Raw genomic sequence first — 18,406 nt, 5'->3', positions numbered from 1 at the left:
TCAGAAGGGCAGAAGACAGGCGGCGGTGTGGCCGGGCGTCACGTCCCGGGCCGCCGGACGGCTCAGGGCGCACTCCTCGACGGCGTGCGGACAGCGGGTGCGGAAGCGGCAGCCGCTCGGCGGGTCGACCGCCGACGGCACATCGCCGCTGAGCGGCAGCAGCTCCCGCCGGCGGCGCGGATCGGGGACGGGCACGCTGGCGAGCAGCGACCGGGTGTAGGGATGGGCGGGCCGGTCGAAGACGGCGTCGGCGTCGCCGGACTCCACGACATGCCCCAGATACATCACCAGCACCTCGTCTGCGAGCAGTCTGGCGACGTCGATCTCATGGGTGATCAGCAGATACGTCAGCCCCAGCTCGTCCCGGAGATCGCCCAGCAGATTCACCAGACCGGCCTTGACGCTGACGTCGAGACTGGCCGTCGGCTCGTCCAGGACGAGGACCCGGGGTTCGGCGGCGAGCGCCCTGGCGATGGTGACGCGCTGGAGTTCGCCGCCGGAGACGTCGGCGGGATAGCGGGGCAGGAACTCGGCCGGCAGCGACGTCAGTTCCAGCAGCTCCCGGACCCGGGCGGCCCGCCCGGCGGCGTCCAGGTCCCGGCGGTGGATCCGCAGCGGCTGGTCGAGGGCGTGTCCGATGGTCTTGCGCCGGTTCAGCGCCGACCACGGGTTCTGGGCGACGAGCTGGATCCGCCGCTCCCCGGTGACGGTGATCGTGCCCGAGGTGGGCCGGGTCAGTCCCAGCAGCAGCCGGGCGACCGTCGACTTCCCGCAGCCGGACTCGCCGATGACGGCCAGGGTGCGCCCGCCGCCGACCGCGAAGGCGACGTCGTCGACGGCGTGGACGGTACGGACGCCCCGGCGCGACCCGCCGCGCCCCTTGAGGGTGAAATGCTTGGTGAGGCCGGTGGCCTCGACGGCGGCGGTCATCCCGCGACCTCCTCGGCGTGGTGACAGCGGACCAGGGAGCCGGCGACGGTACGGGGCTCGGGGAGCAGCTCGCGGCAGACGGCGTCGGCGCGCGGGCAGCGGGGCGCGAAGGCACAGCCGGGCAGCCGGTTGGCCCCGGCGGCGGAGCCCTCGACGACCTTGATCCGCTGCCCCCGGGTGTAGCGGCTGGGCAGGGCGCCCAGCAGCGCCTGGGTATAGGGGTGGCGGGGCCGGTCGAACAGTTCGGTGACCGGGGCGCTCTCCACCAGCCGTCCCGCGTACATCACCCCGGCCCGGTCGCAGACCTGCGCGATCACCCCGAGGTCGTGGCTGACGAAGACGATCCCGACGCCGAGCCGGTCGCGCAGATCGAGCAGCAGCCGCAGCACCTGGGCCTGCACGGTGGCGTCGAGGGTGGTGGTCGGCTCGTCGGCGAGCAGCAGGGCGGGCCGCCGCGCCAGCGCGGCCAGCATGATCAGCAGCCGTTGGAGCTGTCCGCCGGAGAACTCGAACGGATAGCCGTCGAGACGTTCGGCGACGGCCCGCAGCCCGACCTGGTCGAGGAGTTCGGTGATCTCGTCGGGCCCGCGGTCGCCGAGGAACCAGCGGAGCTGTTTGCGCAGCGGCGTGACCGGGCTGAGGGAGGTCATCGGGCGTTGCGGTACGAGTCCGATACCGGTGCCGCGCACCGCCCGAAGCCGCCGGGTGTCGAGGCCCAGCAGATCGGTGCCGCGGAAGCGCAGGGCGTCGGCCTCGGTGACGGCGATCGACGGCAGCAGCCGCATGATCGCCGACAGGACGGTGCTCTTGCCGCTGCCGGACTCGCCGACGAGACCGAAGATCTCGCCGGGGGCCAGAGTGAAGGAGACGTCCCGGACGGCGGGCACCCGGCCGCGCGCGGTGTCGAAGACGACGCTCAGACCGCCGACCTCCAGCAGCGGCGCGGGGCGCGCGGCGGGGGCGGCGCCGTCCGCGGTCCGTACGGCCGTATCGCCGTCGAAGGACCCGGCCCGGCCCGTGCTCCTCTTCATCACCGCTCCCCTCGGTCGAGCAGATCGTTGGCGCCGTCGCCGAGCAGGCCGAAGCCGACGGTGGCGATCAGCAGGACGAGACCGGGCATGACGCAGTACCACCAGGCGCCGGCCATCATGTAGCGGGTGGCGTCGGCGATGACCCCGCCGAGGGTGGGGGTCGGTGGCTGGACCCCGACCCCGAGGAAGCCGAGCGCGCCTTCGGCGAAGACCGCGACCGCCATCCACAGACAGCTCTGGACGACGACCGGCGGCAACACGTTCACCAGCAGTTCGTTGCCGATGATCCGGCGGCGGGAGACCCCGATCAGCCGGAGGGCCGCGATGTAGTCCTCCTGGACCTCGGCGAGGGTCGCGGCGCGGGCGACCCGGGCGAAGTAGGGGGTGGCGGCGATCGCGATCAGCAGCACGATCTTCCCGGCGGCGCCGATCTCGACCGGCCCGAGATGGAAGGAGGTGACCCCGGTGATACCGAGGACGACCATCGCGAAGACGAACAGCGGCACGGTCTGGATCGCCTCGAACACCCGCATGATCAGCTCGTCGGGCCAGCGCCCGGCGAAGTAGCCCGCCGCGATCCCCAGCGGCAGGGCGAAGACCAGTCCGATACCGACGCTGAGGACGGCGACCAGGACCGAGACCCGGGCCCCGGCCGCGACCCTGGCCAGCAGATCACGGCCCAGATGGTCGGTGCCGAACCAGTGCGCGGCGGACGGGCCTTCGAGCGGCGCCCCGGTCCTGGCCAGCGGATCGGGGGTGAACAGCGGGCCGACGGCGGCGAAGAGCAGATACCCGGTGACGAGGACGACACCGAGAAGGGTGAGCCGTTTGACGTGACGGCCCTTGACGGTGACGCGCCGGCGGGGCCGGGAGCGGCCGCGGATCCGGGGCTGGGTGAGGGTGGTCATCGGGCACCTGCGAATTTCTGCCGGACGCGAGGATTGAGCGCCGCGTAGAGGATGTCGACGATCAGATTGGCGAGCAGGAAGAAGACGGCGAGGGCGAGCGTGGCGCCGACCGCCAGGGGATAGTCCTGGCGGCGGATGCCGTCGACCAGCAGCCGTCCCATACCGGGCAGGTTGAACAGGTTCTCGATCAGGACGGAGCCGCTGAGCATCACCCCCACGAGCTGTCCGACGACCGCGGTGGTGGGCAGCAGGGAGTTGCGGAAGGCGAGGGAGTGGTTGATGCGCCGCTCCGACAGGCCCATGGCGTGGCCGAAGCGGACGTAGTCGGTCCGGACGGATTCCAGCATCGACACCCGCAGGGTGCTCGCGGTGACCCCGAAGGTGCCGAGGCCCAGGACGAACGCCGGCAGGACCAGGGCTCGCAGATGGCCGAGCGGGTCCGTGCCGAAGCCCACCCAGCCGCTGGACGGCAGGACCCCGGGCAGATAGAGCCCGAAGAGCAGGATCAGCAGGGCGCCGAGCCAGAAGCTGGGGACGGCGATCGACAGATTCCCGGCCACGCGTACGGCCGCGTCCGCGGCGGTGTCGCGGTGGGCGGCGGCGAACCGGCCCGCGAGCAGGGCCAGGGGGATCCAGAAGGCGAGGGAGACCGCGGTGAGTTCGAGGGTGACCGGCAGCCGGAGCATCAGCTCGTGGACGACCGGGTCGCCGGTGAAGATGGAGTCGCCGAGATCGCCGGTGAGGATCCGGCCCAGTTCGGTGCCGTACTGCACCAGCAGGGGTTGGTCGAGGCCCAGTTCCCGCTCCACCTGGGCGATCTCGGCCTCGGTCGCGTCGGCCCCGACGATCAGATAGGCGGGGCTGCCGGGTGCCATCCGCATCAGGAAGAAGACGAGGGTCAGGACGATGAGGAGGACCACGGCCATGGCGGCCGCTCTGCGGAGGATGTGGCCTGTCAACGGAACCTCCTTACGTTGTTCGGGGTGGGCCGTCCGGCCCGGACGGGGTGGTCCGGGGATGGCGCCGGGCCGGACGGGACTCTGCGGACACGACCTACGCGACGGCCTTCTGCTTGCCGGTGTAGTGATCGCGGAAGACCCGGTACGCGGCGATCAGCTCCGGATCGTGGTCCGCCGAGCCCTCCGGCCGCAGCAGTCCGAACCGGAAGACGCCCTCCCCGCGTTCGTTGCGGACCATCACCCAGTACTCGTCCTTGCCGGAGTGCCGTCCGGGGCCCTCGCCGAACTCCAGCCGCCACCGGGTGCGCCGGGAGAAGTGCAGCTCGGGCCCTTCGAAGTAGTTGACGTAACCGGCGCTGACCTGCCAGTCGGTGAAGTGGACCTTCGCCTCGGCCATCGCCTCGCCGGTACTGCCGCCGAAGACCGCGAGATGGACCCGGCCCAGCCGGCGCAGATCGAAGAGGAAGTCGACGATGTTCACCGCCGGGGTGATCGCGTCGAAGGCCGCCGCCGGGTCGAGTTCGCCGCCCAGGACCTCCGAGGCCCGGCCCGACTGGTCGTGCCGGCCGACGAGTTCGGCGACGACGGCGGCCACATCGGCGCGGGTCACCCTGCCCCGTCCGAGGCCGTCGCCCAGAACGACCCCGCCGGTCGGCTCGTCGTCGGTGAGGCCGCCGGGCCGCAGCACGCTCCAGGTGAGTCCGCTGCCCGCCAGATGCGCCTCGGCCTTGGCCTTGATCTCCAGATAGGGGCGGAGGAAGTCGGGCGCCCGCTCGGGCGCCGCGGTGCCCTTCGACGTGACGAGGACGAATCTCCGTACGTCCTGGCGGACGCAGGCGTCGATCAGCGCACAGCAGGCGACGTTGTCCAGTCGCTCGGCGCTCTCCACCGAACCGCCGCCGGGACCGGCGAGCCAGATCACGGCGTCGGCCCCGTCGACGGCCCGGTCCAGTTCGTCGGCGCTCGCCGTAGCCAGATCCAGGCGGTGGGCCTCGGCGCCGGGCACCGGCCCGTCCGAGCGGGTGAGGGCCCGGGTGGCGTGTCCCGCGGCGGTCAGCAGCGGGATCAGCCGGCGGCCGGTACGGCCGGTGGCTCCCGCGAGGACTATCAGCATGGGTGACTCCAGGGTCGGTCGGATCCGAGGGGCGGGCGGACGGGTGAGGACGGCGCGCGGTTCAGAGTTCGTATCCGGGCGGCGGACCCGGCTCGGTGGAGGTCCAGACGGACTTGGTCCAGGTGTAAAGGTGGACGGCGTCGGGGCCGCCCTCGCGGCCGTACCCCGACCGGCCCACGCCGCCGAACGGCACGCTGTCCGCGAGCATCCGGTAGGTGTTGAGCCAGACCGTGCCCACGCGCAGCCGGGCCGCCATCCGGTGGGCGCGGCCCAGGTCCGTGGTCCACACTCCGGCGGCGAGACCGAAGTCGGTGGCGTGCGCGAGTTCGACGGCCTCCTCCTCGGTGTCGAACGGCATGGCCGCGAGCACCGGGCCGAAGATCTCCTCCCGCATCACCGTCATCTCCGGGTCGACCCCGGTGAACAGGGTCGGCGGTACGTAGAAGCCGCCCGCGAGCCGCTCGTCCGCCGGGACCGGGGCGGCGGCCGCGCGGACCGCGCCCTCCGCGACGCCGGTCTCGATCATCCGGAGCGTCTTGTCCCGCTGCCCCGGGGTGACCTGCGGCCCCACCTGCACCGACCGCTCCCGCGGGTCGCCGACGCGCAGCCCGGTGACGGCCTCCCGCAGCCGGGCCGTGAACGTCTCGTACACCTCCCGCTGGATCAGCAGCCGGGAGCCCGCGATGCACATCTGTCCGGTGGCGCTGAACGCGCCCAGCAGGACCGAGGCGAGCGCGGCGTCGAGATCGGCGTCGGCGAAGACGATCTGCGGGGACTTGCCGCCCAGCTCCATCGCGGAGGGGATGAGCCGGGACCCCGCCTCGGCGGCGATCGAACGGCCGGTGGCGTCGGCGCCGGTGAAGACGATCAGATCGGCGCGCGGGTCCGCCACCAGGGCCCGGCCGGTGTCCGCGCCGCCGGTCACGATCTGCGCCACCCCGTCCGGCAGCCCGGCCTCGGCGAGGACCTCCGCGAGCATCAACGCGGTCAGCGGGGTCTCCTCGGCGGGCTTGAGGAGGCTGACATTGCCGAAGGCGAGGGCGGGGGCGATCTTCTTCGCGGCGAAGACGTACGGCACGTTCCACGGGACGATCCCCACGGCCACCCCGTACGGCTCGCGCCGGGTGTACGTATGGAACGGGCCCGGTACGTCGAGGGTGTCCCCGGTGACCTTGTCGGCGAGGCCCCCGTAGTAGGCGAAGCAGGCGGCGGCGCGGGCGGCCTCGCGCCGGGTGTCCTTCAGCAGCTTGCCGGTGTTCAGGGTCTCGGTGGCGGCGAACTCCTCGACCCGGCTGTCCAGCAGGTCGGCGGTGCGCAGCAGCAGCCGCCCGCGCCGCTCGGCGGAGAGCCCGCGCCACTCGTCGAAAGCGGCGCGCGCGGTGTCGTAGGCGGTGTCGACGTCGGCCGGGCCCAGCCGGGGCACCCGGCCGATGGCCCGCCCGTCGATCGGGCTGACGACCTCGGTCCGCTGCCCGGCGGGCGGTTCCGGCGCACCGGAACCGGTATCCGGCGCGGGCGGCGCCTCGACGGGAGTTACGGGGGTCGGCATACGGAAGGTTCCCTTCAGTGTCGGGCCAGCAGTCGGCCGGCGCCGTCGGCCCGGTCGGTGATCCCGTGCGCCCGCAGGGCCGTCCACAGGGTGGCGGTGTTGATGGCGACGACGGGCAGGTCGAGCCGTTCCTCCAGCTCCGCGGCGAGTCCGGCGAACCACAGATTGGTGCCGACCTGCACGATGGCGTCCGGTTCGGTCGCGGCCAGCTCCTCGACGACGGGGACGATGTCCTCCTCGCCCACCTCGGCGATCTGGGTCGCCGATGTGCACAGCAGGGACCGGTAGCCGGTGACGGTGAAGCCGGCCTCGCCGAAGTAGCGCCGTACCTCGGTGTCGTTGACGGGACGGTAGGGGCTGAGGACCGCGATCCGGCGGGCGCCCAGGGCCCGCAGCGCGGTGGCGCAGGCCGTCGACCCGGCCACCGCGGGCACCCCGGCCAGGGCGGCGATCTCGGCCTCGTACGCTTCGGCGCCCTCGACGCCGCCGTAGAAGGTGGGGGCGGACATCCCGAGCAGGACCCGGTCCGGACGGCAGGTGAGGACCGACCGCAGCGCGTCGGGGACCTTGCCGCGGACGTCGGCGAGCAGCCGGGTGGTGTCGTCGTCGCTGGCCACGGAGGGCGCGGGGACGAACATCCGGCCGGTGTGGACGGTGACCCCGGGCGGTGCCAGGTCCGCGTACTCGGCCTCCACGACCGTATTGGTGGAGGGGACCAGGACCGCGAACCCGGCCCGCCGGCCGCCGATCCTCAGCACGGCAGCAGTCCCTGGCTGCGGACCGCGTTGAGCATGGAGGAGTCGAGCAGCCAGGCCCGGGCCCGCTCCGGGTCGGCCGCGGTGGCGGCCAGTTCGCGCTGGGCCGCCAGCCGTCGTCCGGGGTCCTTCTCGCCGAGGGCGCGGGCGTTGCGGTCGGTGATGATACGGACGTAGTCGAGGGCGACCCGGCGCCGCCGGTCGGCCCAGCCGTCGAGGGGGTCACCGGGGCCCGGCCGGGTGCCGGAACCGTGGACGGCGGGAAGTGTGCCGGCGAGGGCGAAGGCGTCGTGGATGCCGTTGTTCATCCCCATACCGCCGATGGGGCTGTTGACATGGGCCGCGTCCCCGACGAGCAGGATCCGGCCCTCCCGGAAGCGCCGCGCCACCCGCTGGTGGACGGAGTACAGCTGGTGGTGGAGGACGGTGTACGGCTCCGGACGGGCGACGACGCCCTGGAGCATCCGTTCCCAGACTGCCGGGTCGTGGATCTCCTCCCGGACCGGGAAGAGGACCCGCCAGGCGTCGGGGGCGCGCAGCAGCACCACGTACTCCTCGGGGTCGGAGATATAGGCGACGGTCGCCAGGTCTTCGAGGTGCTCCTCGAAGGGGAAGTCGGTCAGCAGGACGAGGTAGCGGTCCTCGTAGGTGAAGCCCTCGAAGTCGATACCGAGTTCGCGGCGGACGGCTCCGGCGGCGCCGCCGGCGTCGATCAGCCAGCGGGCCCGGCGGGTCAGTGCTCCGCCGGGTCCTTCGGCGCGGACCGTGACCCCGTGTTCGTCCTGGTCGGCGCCGGTGACGCGGTGTCCGAAGCGGACCCGGTCGCCCAGCCGGTCCACGAGGAGACGGCAGAGCTTGTGCTGTTCGGCCTGGAGCCGGAAGGGGAATCCGGTGTCCCGGGCCAGATGGGCGTGGTCGAAGTCGGCGACGCGGCCGCGTTCACGGTCGCGGTGCTGGTAGACGGGGGCCTTGAGGCCCTGGGCGATCAGCGGTTCGGCCAGTCCGATCCGGTGGAGCAGATCGAGGGTCGGCGGATGGAAGGTGGAGGCCCGCGGTTGGGTGGCGACGGCGTCGGCGGCTTCGAACACCTCGACCGTGAGGCCCCGTTCGGCGAGCAGAGTGGCGGTGGTCAGGCCCACGGGGCCCGCTCCGGCAACAAGGACATCCGGCATGATTGCCTCCCAGTTGTTTGGGGATAAAACAACTTTGCCGACAGGTCGTCAATACTTTTGGCCGAATGGCTTCGGCCGAAAATCGGGGATCGGGCGGGGTTTTCCTGGCGTGAAGACGTGTTCGGCGAGGTCGGAGGGGGGTTGTCCGGCCCCATCCGGCCTAGGCTGGCGGCGGCCGGTGGTCAGTCGCCGGTCAGCAGCCGTCGCGCGGACCGCACCACCGCCGGGTCGATCAGCCGCCCGTCGGCGCCGAGACAGACCGCGGCGCCCGCCGCCAGCGCCCGCTCATACCGTTCGACGAGGTCGCGGGCGCCCGAGAGCTCCGCATCGGTGGCGGTGAACACCACGTTCACCACCGGTAGTTGGGACGGGTGGACACAGGCGCGGCCGCGGAACCCGAGACGGCGGAAGGCGAGGGTGGACCGCCGTAGTCCCTCGGTGTCCCGGACGTCCGTGCACACCGGCGCCGGAGGGGGACGGATCCCCGCCGCCGCCGACGCCAGCACGATCCGGGAGCGGGCGTGGAGCAGTTCTAGGCCGTCGGGACCCGGTTCCACACCCAGCTCGGCCCGGAGGTCGGCCTCGCCCAGCTGGAGCCGGACGACCCGGGGCGCCCGGGCGATCTCCGGCGCCGCCAGCACACCGCGCGCCGACTCCACGAGCGCGACGATCCCGAAGGTGCCCGCGGCTGTGCCGTGCCGCCGTTCGGCCGCCCGCAGCGGCGCCGCGAGCGCGGCCGGCCCTTCGGCCGACTCGGTCTTGGCCGCGACGACGCCCGCGACACCCGGTACCGCGACGGCCGCGGCGTCCGCGAGCCCGGCCCGCCCCGGATTGATCCGTACCCAGATCCTCGGTACGGCCCCGGGGGCGTTGCGGACCAGCCAGTCTGTCAGGCGCTCGCGTGCCGCCGCCCGCGCATCGGGCGGGACCGCGTCCTCCAGGTCGACGATCAGCTCGTCGGTGTCGAGCCCGAGGGCCTTCGCCAGCTTGCGGGGCGCGTCGGCGGGGACGTACAGCGCCGATCTCACGACCCGCCCCCGCCCCGGTCGACCGGTCGGTCCCGCCCGGCGGAAGCGGCCGGTCCGCCCGGTGGTCGCGTCCACCGGATGCCGCGGGCCCCGCCGCTCGGGCGGACGGCGCTCCGGTCCGAAAACGACCTAGTCGCGGCGGAGAAAGCGGCCCGCCGGCTCATCCGTCACCTCCGCCTCGCCGTCCGCGCCCAGCCGGTAGGCGATCCGCCCGCCGACCACCGTCGCCACCGGCCAGCCCCGGACCCGTACCCCCTCGAACGGGCAGTGGTCCTGGCCCGACAGCAGCAGCTCCGTACGGACCTCCCGCTCCAGATCGAGGTCGACGACGGTGAAGTCCGCGTCGTAGCCGACCGCGAGACTGCCCTTGCGGCCCCACAGGTTGTACGCCCGCGCCGGGTTCGCCGACGCCAGCTCGGCGATCCTGGTCAGCGGGATCCCCCGGCGGTGATGCCCTTCGCCCAGCAGTACCGGGTAGAGCAGGGCGCTGCCGCCGAACCCGGGCCGTGCGGGCCACAGTTCGTCGCCCTTCTCCTCCTCCATACAGCAGGCGTGGTCGGAGGCGACCCAGTCGACGGAGCCGTCGCGGACGCCCTCCCACAGCCGTTCGGCGTCCCGTGCCGTACGGATCGGCGGATTGACCTTGCCGCCGAGACCGCCGCGGGCGTCCAGGCTCTCGTGGTCGAGGCAGAGATGGTGCAGCGTGACCTCGAACCGCATATCGGTGCCGTGGCGGCGGCGCGCGCCGAGCGCCGACTCCAGCGCGTCGGAGCCGGAGAGATGGAGCAGATTGACCCGGGTCCCGGTGTGCGCGGCGAGTTCGGCCGCCTCGCCGATGGCGACCCGCTCGGTCAGCGGGGGACGGCCTTCGGAGTACGCCCGCAGATTCTGCGGCGCCCCGCCCGCCCGGACCCGGTCGATGAAGACCCGCATCAACTCCGCCTGCTCGCAGTGGAGCGAGAGGGAGAGCCGCAGATCGGGGCGGTCCTCCTGGACGCGGGCCAGCTGTTCGAGGATCAGGTACAGATGGCCCAGGTCGTACTCGTCGCCCATGGTGAACGCGCGGGCGTCCCGGCTGTTCGCGGCCAGATCGAAGCCCTTGTAGAACATGTAGTACTTGAACGATGTGATGCCGTGGTCGGTGACCAGCGCCGGGATCTCCGCGATCTGATCGACCGTCATCGGCGCCAGATGGAAGCCGTAGTCGGTGTGGGAACGGCCCGCGACCTCGGCCAGCACCTCGGGGAAGATCTCCTTGTACGGCCCGGTCCGGTTCAGATAGTGCTGACCGGTCCGGAAGTACGAGAGCACCGAGGTGACCCCGCCGACCAGGGACGAGCGGGTCTCCTCGGCCGCGTCGAGCCCGAGGTCCCGGTAGATGCCGAGATGGTAGTGGGCGTCGACGGCGCCCGGGAGGACCGCACGGCCCGCGGCGTCCAGTACCTCGGCCGCGTCGGACGCCGGCAGATCGTCGCCGACGGCCGCGATCCGGCCGCCCGAGACGGCGAGATCGGCACGGATCTCACCGTGGTACGGCACCACGAGCACTCCGCCCTTGACGAGCAGATCGTATCGAGTCATAGGGATCGGGCCGGTCGGGGAGCGGACCGGCCCTCACCTCCTTCACGGTGAAGGGCCTTTGTCGCCTGGCCTGTTCCAAAAAACGTAACGCCGTTCTACATTCGAGCGCCAGGGTCGTGACGAGAATTCGTAACGGCGTTCCTTTATCCGGAACACGTCCCGGCCCGTGGACGCACCGCAGCCCCAGCTCCGAACGCGGGAGGACCGATGGCTCGACCGGTACCGCACCCCCACCCCGACTCCTCGCAGGACCCCGACCCCGGGCATGCTCCGGCACCCCCGGGACCGCTCGCCGGGACCGTCGTCCTCGATCTCGCCACCCTCTTCGCCGGACCCCTCGCCGCCACCGTCCTGGGCGACTTCGGCGCCGAGGTGATCAAGGTCGAACACCCCGCGAAGGGCGACCCCTCACGCACCCACGGCCCCGCCAAGGACGGGCACGGCCTGTGGTGGAAGATGCTCGGACGGAACAAGAAGGCCGTCACCTGCGACCTCGGTACCGAGGACGGCGCCGGACTGCTGCGCGCTCTGGCCGCCGACGCGGACGTCCTGATCGAGAACTTCCGCCCCGGCACCCTGGAGCGCTGGGGACTCGACCCCGAGGAGCTGCTCCGGCTCAACCCCCGGCTGGTGATCGCCCGGGTCACCGGCTTCGGCCAGTTCGGCCCGTACGCCCGCAGGCCCGGCTTCGGCACCCTCGCCGAATCCATGAGCGGGTTCGCCGCCGCCACCGGCGAACCCGATGGCCCACCGACCCTGCCACCCTTCGGGCTCGCCGATGGAATCGCCGCACTGACCTGCGTCAACGCCATACTGATGGCACTGCGCCACCGGGACTCCCCGGGCGGCGGAGGGCAGGGCCAGATCATCGACCTGGCCATCATCGAACCGCTGGTCACCCTGCTGGGACCGCAGCCGATGATCTGGGACCAGCTCGGGGTGGTCCAGCCGCGGACCGGCAACCGCTCCGTCAACAACGCGCCGCGCAACACCTACCGCACCCGGGACGGCCGCTGGGTCGCCGTCTCCACCAGCGCCCAGAACATCGCCGAACGCGTACTGACCCTCGTCGGCCATCCGGAGGTCGTCCGCGAACCCTGGTTCTCCGGCGGCGCCGGGCGCGCCGCCCATGCCGACCTCCTCGACGCCCATGTCGGCGACTGGATCGCCGCCCGCGACGCCGACGAGGTGATCAGCGCCTTCGAGTCCGCCGAAGCCGCGGTCGCCCTCGTCTACGACATCCGCGACGTCTTCGCCGACCCCCAGTACCGGGCGCTCGACACCGTGACCACCGTCGACGACCCCGACCTCGGACCCCTGCGGATGCAGAACGTCCTCTTCCGGCTCTCCGCGACCCCCGGCTCGATCCGCAGCACCGGGGCCGCGCTCGGCGCCCACAACACCGAGGTCTACGGCGCACGGCTCGGCCTCGGCCCCGACGACCTCGACCGACTCCACGCGAAGGGTGTCATCTGACGATGCGTACGATCGACCTCGCCCAGCCCCTGCGGCGCGGAATGCCGCAGTCGCCCAACCACCCGCCGTTCCGGATGGCCCTCGAACGCCGCCACGGGGACCTGGGCCGCCCCGACGGCGGCTCCGCCGCCAACGAGATCATCGTGATGGGCGGCCATGTCGGCACCCATGTCGACGCCCTCGCCCATGTCTCCCAGGACGGACTCCTGTACGGCGGGGTGCGCCCCGCCGACATCTCCGGCCATCTCGGCTTCGACACGCTGGGCATCGACACTTTTGAACCGTACGTGGGCCGCTGTCTGCTCCTCGACGTGGCCGCCGTCCACGGGGTGCCCGTCCTGCCCGCCGGCTACGAGATCACCCCGGACGATCTGGAACGCGCGGCGGACGGGGCCGAACCGCGCCCCGGCGACGTCCTGCTCATCGGCACCGGCTGGTCCCGCCACTGGTCCGACGCGGAGGTCTTCATCGGCCACGAGCACGGGGTGCCGGGCCCCGGCGAGGCCGCCGCGCGCTGGCTGGCCGGGCACCGGCCGCGGGCGGTCGGCGGCGAGACCATCGCCTTCGAACGCCTCGCCGCCGGGCGGGGGCACGCCACCCTGCCCGTCCACCGGATCCTGCTGGTGGAGTCCGGGATCAACATCGTCGAGACGATGAAGCTGGACACCCTGCTGGACAGCGGGGCCCGGGAGTTCACCCTCGTCCTCAACCCGCTGCCGGTGGTCGGCGCGACGGGCGCGCCCGTACGGCCCCTGGCGCTCATCGCGGATTCCCCGGACTCTCCGGATTCCCGGGACTTCGCGGCCGAGTCGCTCGGGGGTGGGGGCCGATGACCGCGACGGCGCCGACGGCGGCGGAGGACACCGCGGCCGACTCCGGTACGGCGGTCCAGCGGCTCGCCCGGTTCGCCGTGCGCTGCCGGGACGCCGGACTGCCCGCCGAAGTCACCGAGGACATCACCGGGCGGGTCCTCGACGTGGTCGGCAACTGTCTGGCCGGCCGGGCCGAAGGCGGTCCCGCCACCGCGGTCGCCGACACCGTACGCGCCATGGGCGGCACCCCGGCGGCAAGCGTCATCGGAGCCGCCGGCCGGGTACCCGCCGCCCAGGCCGCCCTGGTCAACGGCGTCCTCGCACACACCCTCGACTTCGACGACACCCATCTGCCGTCCGTACTCCACCCCAGCGCTTCGGTGGTGCCCGCCGCCCTCGCCGCCGCCCAGGAGACCCGGGCCGACGGCGCCGCCCTGACCGCCGCGATCGCCGCCGGGATCGAGATCTGCAACCGCCTCGGCATGGCGTCCTACCTGCCCGACCTGCGCAACTCCCTCTTCTTCGAGAAGGGCCAGCACGCCACGTCGATCTGCGGCACGCTCGGCGCCGCCGCCGCGGTCGCCCTCCTCCACGGGCTCGACGAGCACGGCGTCGCCGACGCGATGGGCATCGCCGCGAGCATGGGCTCCGGCATCCTGGAGGCCAACCGCACCGGCGGCACCGTCAAACGCATCCACTGCGGCTGGGCGGCCCACTCCGGGGTGATGGCCGCGGCCCTGGCCCGCGCCGGCGTCACCGGACCGCCCACCGTCCTGGAGGGCCGGTTCGGCTTCTTCCAGGCCTGGCTGGACGGCACCTGGGACGCCGGCGCCCTGCTCGGCGGCCTCGGCGAGCGGTGGGAGACCCTCCGTACCGTCTACAAGCCCTACCCCACCAACCACTTCACCCACCCGGCCATCGACTGCGCCCTCGCCCTGCGCGCCGAGGGACTCGACCCCGCCGACGTGGCCTGGGCCGAACTCGGCCTCGCCGCGCCCACCCTGCGGACCGTCGCCGAACCCCGGGCCGAGAAGACCCGGCCGCGCACCCCCTACCACGCCAAGTTCTCCGGCCCCTTCACCGTCGCCACCGCCCTGCTCGGCGGCGGCGGGCTCGGAGTCCACCTCGACGACTTCACCGAGGAGACCCTCGCCGACCCGCGCAGGCTCGCGCTCGCCGCCCGGGTCGGCTGCGTTCCCGACGAACGCGCCGGGGAGATCTTCCCGACCGCCTTCGCGGCCGTCCTGCGGATCCGCACCAAGGGCGGCGCCCGGCTGGAGAAACGGGTCGACTCCTCGCGCGGCGGCCCCGGCCATCCGCTCGGCCGGGCCGAACTGCTGACCAAGTTCCGGCTGAACGCGACGCGCGGAACGACCCCCGAGCGGGCGGAACAACTCGCCGAAGCCATAGGGTCGTTGGCGACCGCGCGTGATCCGGGCGCGCTGTTCGACCGGACCCTGTGAACCGATCCGCGGAACCGCGTTCCTATAATCGGAACACCACCGGCCCGGCCGGACGACCGACCACGACCGACCACGACCGCTCCACGGGCAGGGGACGCGCAATGCCGACCGACACCTCCACCGACACCACTCAGCGTCCGCCCCGGACGGCGTCCGGCGGCAGCCAGAGCGCCTCGACCGTGGAACGCTCATCGGACGTCCTGCTCCTCTTCGCCGAGCCGGGCGCCGCCACCCTCGGCGTCACCGAGATCGCCGACCGGCTCGGGCTCTCCAAGCCCACCGTGCACCGCATCCTGACGTCCCTGCGGCTGCGCGGCCTCGTGGAGCTGGACGAGGAGACCCGGCGTTACGCCCTGGGCCTGTCCATCATGCGTCTCGGTCTCGCCTATCTGGACCGTATCGACGTCCGCCGGATCGCCGCGCCCGAACTCGCCCGGCTCTCCCGTGTCACCTCCGAGACCGCCACCCTCTCCATCAGGACCGGCGACAGCCGGGTCTACGTGGACCAGGTGACCCCGAGCCGGGAGGTCATCATGGCCGTCCGGCTCGGCATCCCCTACCCCCTGCACGCCGGGGCGTCGTCCAAGGCGTTCCTGGCCTTCCTCGCCGACGAGGATATCACCGACTATCTGGACCGGGCCGCCCTCACCCCGCTGACCGACGCGACCTGCGTCGACCCGGCCGCGCTCCGCAAGGACATCGCGGCCATCCGCCGCCGGGGCTACGCCCGCTCCACGGGTGAACGGCAACCGGGCTCGGCGTCCGTCGCCGCGCCCGTCCTCGACCACCACGGCACCCCGGTGGGCGTGATCAGCGTCAGCGGCCCCCGCGAACGGTTCCGTACCCGGTCCGCCCCTTGCGCCGAGGCGCTCCTGGAGACCGTGACCCGCCTCTCGGCCCGCCTGGGCCACGAGCCGGGGTAACGGGGCCGTTCCGGCGGGTGGCGGTGGAGTGCCGACGGCCGGCAGTCGGCACCCCACCTCGCCGGGCAGGGCATACCCCGGCACTCCGGACGGCCGCGCCCGGCGACCCGGCTCCGGAAAGAGCTCAGGTCGCAGGACCCACCCCGCGAGGGAACAATGGTGCCGGTACGCGCCTCCACGCCCCCGCCCGGAGGGATGATCGCCGTGACGACCTCGCCCTTCGGGTCCGGAGACCCGTTCTCCGACCTGTTCGACCGCTTCTTCGGGATGAGCCCCGCCGCGTCACCGCCCGCCGTCCAGCGCGTCCCCATCGGCCGGCTGCTCAGCGAATCGGCGCACGAACTGCTCAACGCCGCGGGCGCGCGGGCCGCCGATGACGGTTCCGATCTCGACACCCCGCATCTGCTGTGGGCGGCGACCGGGATCCCCGCCGGACGCCAGGTGCTGGAGCACGCGGGGGCCGACCCCGACCGGCTCGCCGAGGACATCGCCCGGGCGCTGCCCACCGGGACCGGCGGTGCCGAACCGGGTCTCACCCCGGCCGCCAAACGCGCCCTGCTCGCCGCGCACGCCCGCTCCCGGGCGTCGGGCGCCTCCTACATCGGCCCCGAGCACATCCTCGCCGCCCTCGCCGACGACCCCCGCTCCGGGCTCGCCGCCGCCCTGCGCTCCGAGGGCCTCCCGCCCGGCGCCATCGGCTCGGCGGCGCCGCCGAGGGGCGGGCCCGGCGAGAGCCGGGGAACCGGGGGCGGTGCCGGCGCCACCCCCACCCTCGACCAGTACGGACGCGATCTCACCGAGGAGGCCCGCGGCGGGAGGCTCGACCCCGTCGTCGGCCGGGCCGACGAGATCGAGCAGACCGTGGAGGTCCTCTCCCGGCGTACCAAGAACAATCCGGTACTCATCGGCGACCCCGGGGTCGGCAAGACCGCCATCGTGGAGGGCCTGGCGCAGCGGATCGTCGCCGAAGAGGTCCCCAAGTCCCTCCGCGACCGCCGGGTGGTCTCTCTCGACCTCCCCGGTCTCGTCGCCGGATCCAAGTACCGCGGCGAGTTCGAGGAGCGGCTGAAGAAGGTCATCGACGAGGTCACCGCCGCCGACAAGAGCGTCGTCCTCTTCATCGACGAACTGCACACGGTCGTCGGCGCCGGCGGGGGAGGCGAGGGAGCCATGGACGCCGGGAACATCCTCAAGCCCGCACTCGCCCGCGGCGACCTCAGCGTCGTCGGCGCCACCACCATCGACGAGTATCGCAAGCACATCGAGAAGGACGCGGCCCTCGAACGCCGCTTCCAGCCGGTGATGGTGCCGGAGCCGACGGTCGACGAGACCGTGGAGATCCTGCGCGGTCTGCGCGACTCCTACGAGGCCCACCACCAGGTGCGCTTCACCGACGAGGCGCTGGACGCCGCCGCCGCGCTCTCGGACCGCTATCTCACCGACCGGTTCCTGCCCGACAAGGCCATCGACCTGATGGACCAGGCCGGGGCCAGGGTCGGACTGCGCAACGTCGGCGGCCCCTCCCCGGCGAACGGCATCGAGGAGCGGCTCACCAAACTGCGCCGGGAGAAGGACGAGGCCGTCGGCGCCGAGGACTACGAACGTGCCGGAGCCCTCAAGGAGAGCATCCGGCGGACCGAGAAGGAGCTGGCGGAGGCGGGCGAGGAGCGGGAGGAGGCGGCGAGCGTCACCGCCGACGACATCGCCGGAGTGCTGTCGGCGCGTACCGGCATCCCCGTCGCCCAGCTCACCGAGACCGAACGCGAACGGCTCCTGAAGCTGGAGGACGCCCTCCACGAACGCGTCGTCGGCCAGGAAGAGGCCGTCACCGCGGTCTCCCAGGCCGTCCGCAGGGGCCGGGCCGGGATGGGCGACCCCGACCGGCCCACCGGCAGCTTCCTCTTCCTCGGACCCACCGGCGTCGGCAAGACCGAACTGGCGAAGGCCCTCGCCGAGCTGCTCTTCGGCGACCCGGATCGTATGGTCCGCTTCGATATGAGCGAGTTCCAGGAGCGGCACACCGTCTCCCGGCTCGTCGGCTCGCCGCCCGGCTACATCGGCTACGAGGAGGCCGGTCAGCTCACCGAGGCGGTGCGCCGCAAACCGTACAGCGTCGTCCTCTTCGACGAGGTCGAGAAGGCCCACCCCGACGTCTTCAATCTGCTGCTCCAGGTACTCGACGACGGACGCCTCACCGACGCCCAGGGCCGGCGGGTCGACTTCCGGCACACCGTGGTCATCATGACCAGCAACATCGGCTCGAAGCGCATCCTCGACCACCACGGGGAGGTCGCCGAGATCAAGGACGAGCTGATGGCCGATCTGAAGACCCACTTCCGGCCGGAGTTCCTCAACCGGGTCGACGAGGTCATCGTCTTCCACGCCCTGACCCGCGCCGACCTCGTCCATATCGTCGATCTGCTGCTGGAGCGCAGCCGCCGTAGGCTGCGTGCCCAGCAGGTGGCGCTGGAGGTCACCGACGCGGCCAAGGAACTCCTGGCCAACCGCGGCTATCAGCCGGAGTTCGGGGCCCGCCCGCTGCGCAGGACCCTCCAGACCGAACTCGACAACCGGCTGTCGACCATGCTCCTCGACGGCACTGTCGGCCCCGGTGACACCGTGATCGCCGACGCCTCCGACGGTGAGCTGGCGCTCTCCGTCGACGAGGCCCCGGCGGCGGACGAGAAGCCCGCGGACTGAGCCGT

At 72.8% G+C, this 18,406-nt stretch carries 15 protein-coding genes; 5 read left to right on the top strand and 10 right to left on the bottom strand.

Annotated elements, in window-relative coordinates:
* The 10 genes from ACFXG1_RS01715 to ACFXG1_RS01670 all read right to left on the bottom strand — a co-directional run bounded on the left by ACFXG1_RS01715 (nucleotide 1) and on the right by ACFXG1_RS01670 (nucleotide 11,027).
* Nucleotides 1-930, bottom strand: coding sequence for an oligopeptide/dipeptide ABC transporter ATP-binding protein (locus ACFXG1_RS01715; RefSeq protein WP_384740232.1), 930 nt, complete (start codon nucleotides 928-930; stop codon nucleotides 1-3).
* Nucleotides 927-1,961 carry an ABC transporter ATP-binding protein gene (locus ACFXG1_RS01710; protein WP_384720276.1) on the bottom strand — a complete coding sequence of 345 codons (1,035 nt, stop codon included), beginning with the start codon at nucleotides 1,959-1,961 and terminating at the stop codon, nucleotides 927-929. The genes ACFXG1_RS01715 and ACFXG1_RS01710 overlap by 4 nt, the downstream gene beginning before the upstream one ends.
* Nucleotides 1,961-2,869 (bottom strand): ABC transporter permease, encoded by a 909-nt coding sequence (locus ACFXG1_RS01705; RefSeq protein ID WP_384720273.1) that lies wholly within the window; start codon nucleotides 2,867-2,869, stop codon nucleotides 1,961-1,963. Before ACFXG1_RS01705 ends, ACFXG1_RS01710 begins: the two co-directional genes overlap by 1 nt.
* Complete coding sequence (locus ACFXG1_RS01700; RefSeq protein WP_384720270.1) at nucleotides 2,866-3,828, bottom strand: ABC transporter permease; 963 nt, start codon at nucleotides 3,826-3,828, stop codon at nucleotides 2,866-2,868. The genes ACFXG1_RS01705 and ACFXG1_RS01700 overlap by 4 nt, the downstream gene beginning before the upstream one ends.
* Nucleotides 3,829-3,922: 94 nt before the next feature.
* Entirely contained in the window at nucleotides 3,923-4,942 is a 1,020-nt protein-coding gene (locus ACFXG1_RS01695; RefSeq protein ID WP_384719360.1) for an SDR family oxidoreductase, read from the bottom strand.
* A gap of 61 nt (nucleotides 4,943-5,003) precedes the next feature.
* Nucleotides 5,004-6,491: an aldehyde dehydrogenase family protein gene (locus ACFXG1_RS01690; RefSeq protein ID WP_384719358.1), complete on the bottom strand. Its 1,488-nt coding sequence runs from the start codon at nucleotides 6,489-6,491 to the stop codon at nucleotides 5,004-5,006.
* 14 nt (nucleotides 6,492-6,505) lie between these two features.
* Entirely contained in the window at nucleotides 6,506-7,249 is a 744-nt protein-coding gene (locus ACFXG1_RS01685) for a hypothetical protein (RefSeq protein WP_384719356.1), read from the bottom strand.
* On the bottom strand, nucleotides 7,243-8,418 hold the full coding sequence (locus tag ACFXG1_RS01680) for an FAD-dependent oxidoreductase (protein ID WP_384719354.1): 1,176 nt from the start codon (nucleotides 8,416-8,418) through the stop codon (nucleotides 7,243-7,245). Before ACFXG1_RS01680 ends, ACFXG1_RS01685 begins: the two co-directional genes overlap by 7 nt.
* A gap of 182 nt (nucleotides 8,419-8,600) precedes the next feature.
* Nucleotides 8,601-9,446: an HpcH/HpaI aldolase/citrate lyase family protein gene (locus ACFXG1_RS01675; protein ID WP_384740226.1), complete on the bottom strand. Its 846-nt coding sequence runs from the start codon at nucleotides 9,444-9,446 to the stop codon at nucleotides 8,601-8,603.
* Nucleotides 9,447-9,575: 129 nt separating this feature from the next.
* Nucleotides 9,576-11,027, bottom strand: a complete 1,452-nt coding sequence (locus ACFXG1_RS01670; protein ID WP_384718100.1) for a dihydroorotase family protein — start codon at nucleotides 11,025-11,027, stop codon at nucleotides 9,576-9,578.
* 207 nt (nucleotides 11,028-11,234) lie between these two features.
* Here ACFXG1_RS01670 and ACFXG1_RS01665 point away from each other — a divergent pair, with 207 nt between their 5' ends.
* From ACFXG1_RS01665 to ACFXG1_RS01645, 5 genes are all read left to right on the top strand, one after another.
* Nucleotides 11,235-12,503 (top strand): CaiB/BaiF CoA transferase family protein, encoded by a 1,269-nt coding sequence (locus ACFXG1_RS01665; RefSeq protein WP_384718098.1) that lies wholly within the window; start codon nucleotides 11,235-11,237, stop codon nucleotides 12,501-12,503.
* A gap of 2 nt (nucleotides 12,504-12,505) precedes the next feature.
* Nucleotides 12,506-13,336, top strand: coding sequence for a cyclase family protein (locus ACFXG1_RS01660; protein WP_384718096.1), 831 nt, complete (start codon nucleotides 12,506-12,508; stop codon nucleotides 13,334-13,336).
* Nucleotides 13,333-14,778: an MmgE/PrpD family protein gene (locus ACFXG1_RS01655; protein ID WP_384718094.1), complete on the top strand. Its 1,446-nt coding sequence runs from the start codon at nucleotides 13,333-13,335 to the stop codon at nucleotides 14,776-14,778. Before ACFXG1_RS01660 ends, ACFXG1_RS01655 begins: the two co-directional genes overlap by 4 nt.
* A gap of 101 nt (nucleotides 14,779-14,879) precedes the next feature.
* The gene (locus tag ACFXG1_RS01650; protein WP_384740221.1) at nucleotides 14,880-15,701 is read left to right on the top strand and encodes an IclR family transcriptional regulator; all 822 of its coding nucleotides are present in this window, start codon (nucleotides 14,880-14,882) and stop codon (nucleotides 15,699-15,701) included.
* A gap of 195 nt (nucleotides 15,702-15,896) precedes the next feature.
* Nucleotides 15,897-18,401 carry an ATP-dependent Clp protease ATP-binding subunit gene (locus ACFXG1_RS01645; protein ID WP_384740218.1) on the top strand — a complete coding sequence of 835 codons (2,505 nt, stop codon included), beginning with the start codon at nucleotides 15,897-15,899 and terminating at the stop codon, nucleotides 18,399-18,401.
* Nucleotides 18,402-18,406: the final 5 nt, after the last annotated feature.

This window comes from Streptomyces sp. NPDC059248 (genome assembly GCF_042753905.1).
In the GTDB taxonomy this organism is placed as follows: Bacteria; Actinomycetota; Actinomycetes; order Streptomycetales; family Streptomycetaceae; genus Streptomyces.
Note: the sequence above shows the minus strand (reverse complement) of the source record. Positions and strands in the feature narration are given on the sequence as shown.

Excerpts from the sequence above, each read along its gene's own strand:
- ACFXG1_RS01715 (WP_384740232.1), bottom strand. The coding sequence starts at position 930 with ATGACCGCCGCCGTCGAGGCCACCGGCCTCACCAAGCATTTCACCCTC.
- ACFXG1_RS01710 (WP_384720276.1), bottom strand. The coding sequence starts at position 1,961 with ATGAAGAGGAGCACGGGCCGGGCCGGGTCCTTCGACGGCGATACGGCC.
- ACFXG1_RS01705 (WP_384720273.1), bottom strand. The coding sequence starts at position 2,869 with ATGACCACCCTCACCCAGCCCCGGATCCGCGGCCGCTCCCGGCCCCGC.
- ACFXG1_RS01695 (WP_384719360.1), bottom strand. The coding sequence starts at position 4,942 with ATGCTGATAGTCCTCGCGGGAGCCACCGGCCGTACCGGCCGCCGGCTG.
- ACFXG1_RS01690 (WP_384719358.1), bottom strand. The coding sequence starts at position 6,491 with ATGCCGACCCCCGTAACTCCCGTCGAGGCGCCGCCCGCGCCGGATACC.
- ACFXG1_RS01680 (WP_384719354.1), bottom strand. The coding sequence starts at position 8,418 with ATGCCGGATGTCCTTGTTGCCGGAGCGGGCCCCGTGGGCCTGACCACC.
- ACFXG1_RS01670 (WP_384718100.1), bottom strand. The coding sequence starts at position 11,027 with ATGACTCGATACGATCTGCTCGTCAAGGGCGGAGTGCTCGTGGTGCCG.
- ACFXG1_RS01665 (WP_384718098.1), top strand. The coding sequence starts at position 11,235 with ATGGCTCGACCGGTACCGCACCCCCACCCCGACTCCTCGCAGGACCCC.
- ACFXG1_RS01660 (WP_384718096.1), top strand. The coding sequence starts at position 12,506 with ATGCGTACGATCGACCTCGCCCAGCCCCTGCGGCGCGGAATGCCGCAG.
- ACFXG1_RS01655 (WP_384718094.1), top strand. The coding sequence starts at position 13,333 with ATGACCGCGACGGCGCCGACGGCGGCGGAGGACACCGCGGCCGACTCC.
- ACFXG1_RS01650 (WP_384740221.1), top strand. The coding sequence starts at position 14,880 with ATGCCGACCGACACCTCCACCGACACCACTCAGCGTCCGCCCCGGACG.
- ACFXG1_RS01645 (WP_384740218.1), top strand. The coding sequence starts at position 15,897 with ATGATCGCCGTGACGACCTCGCCCTTCGGGTCCGGAGACCCGTTCTCC.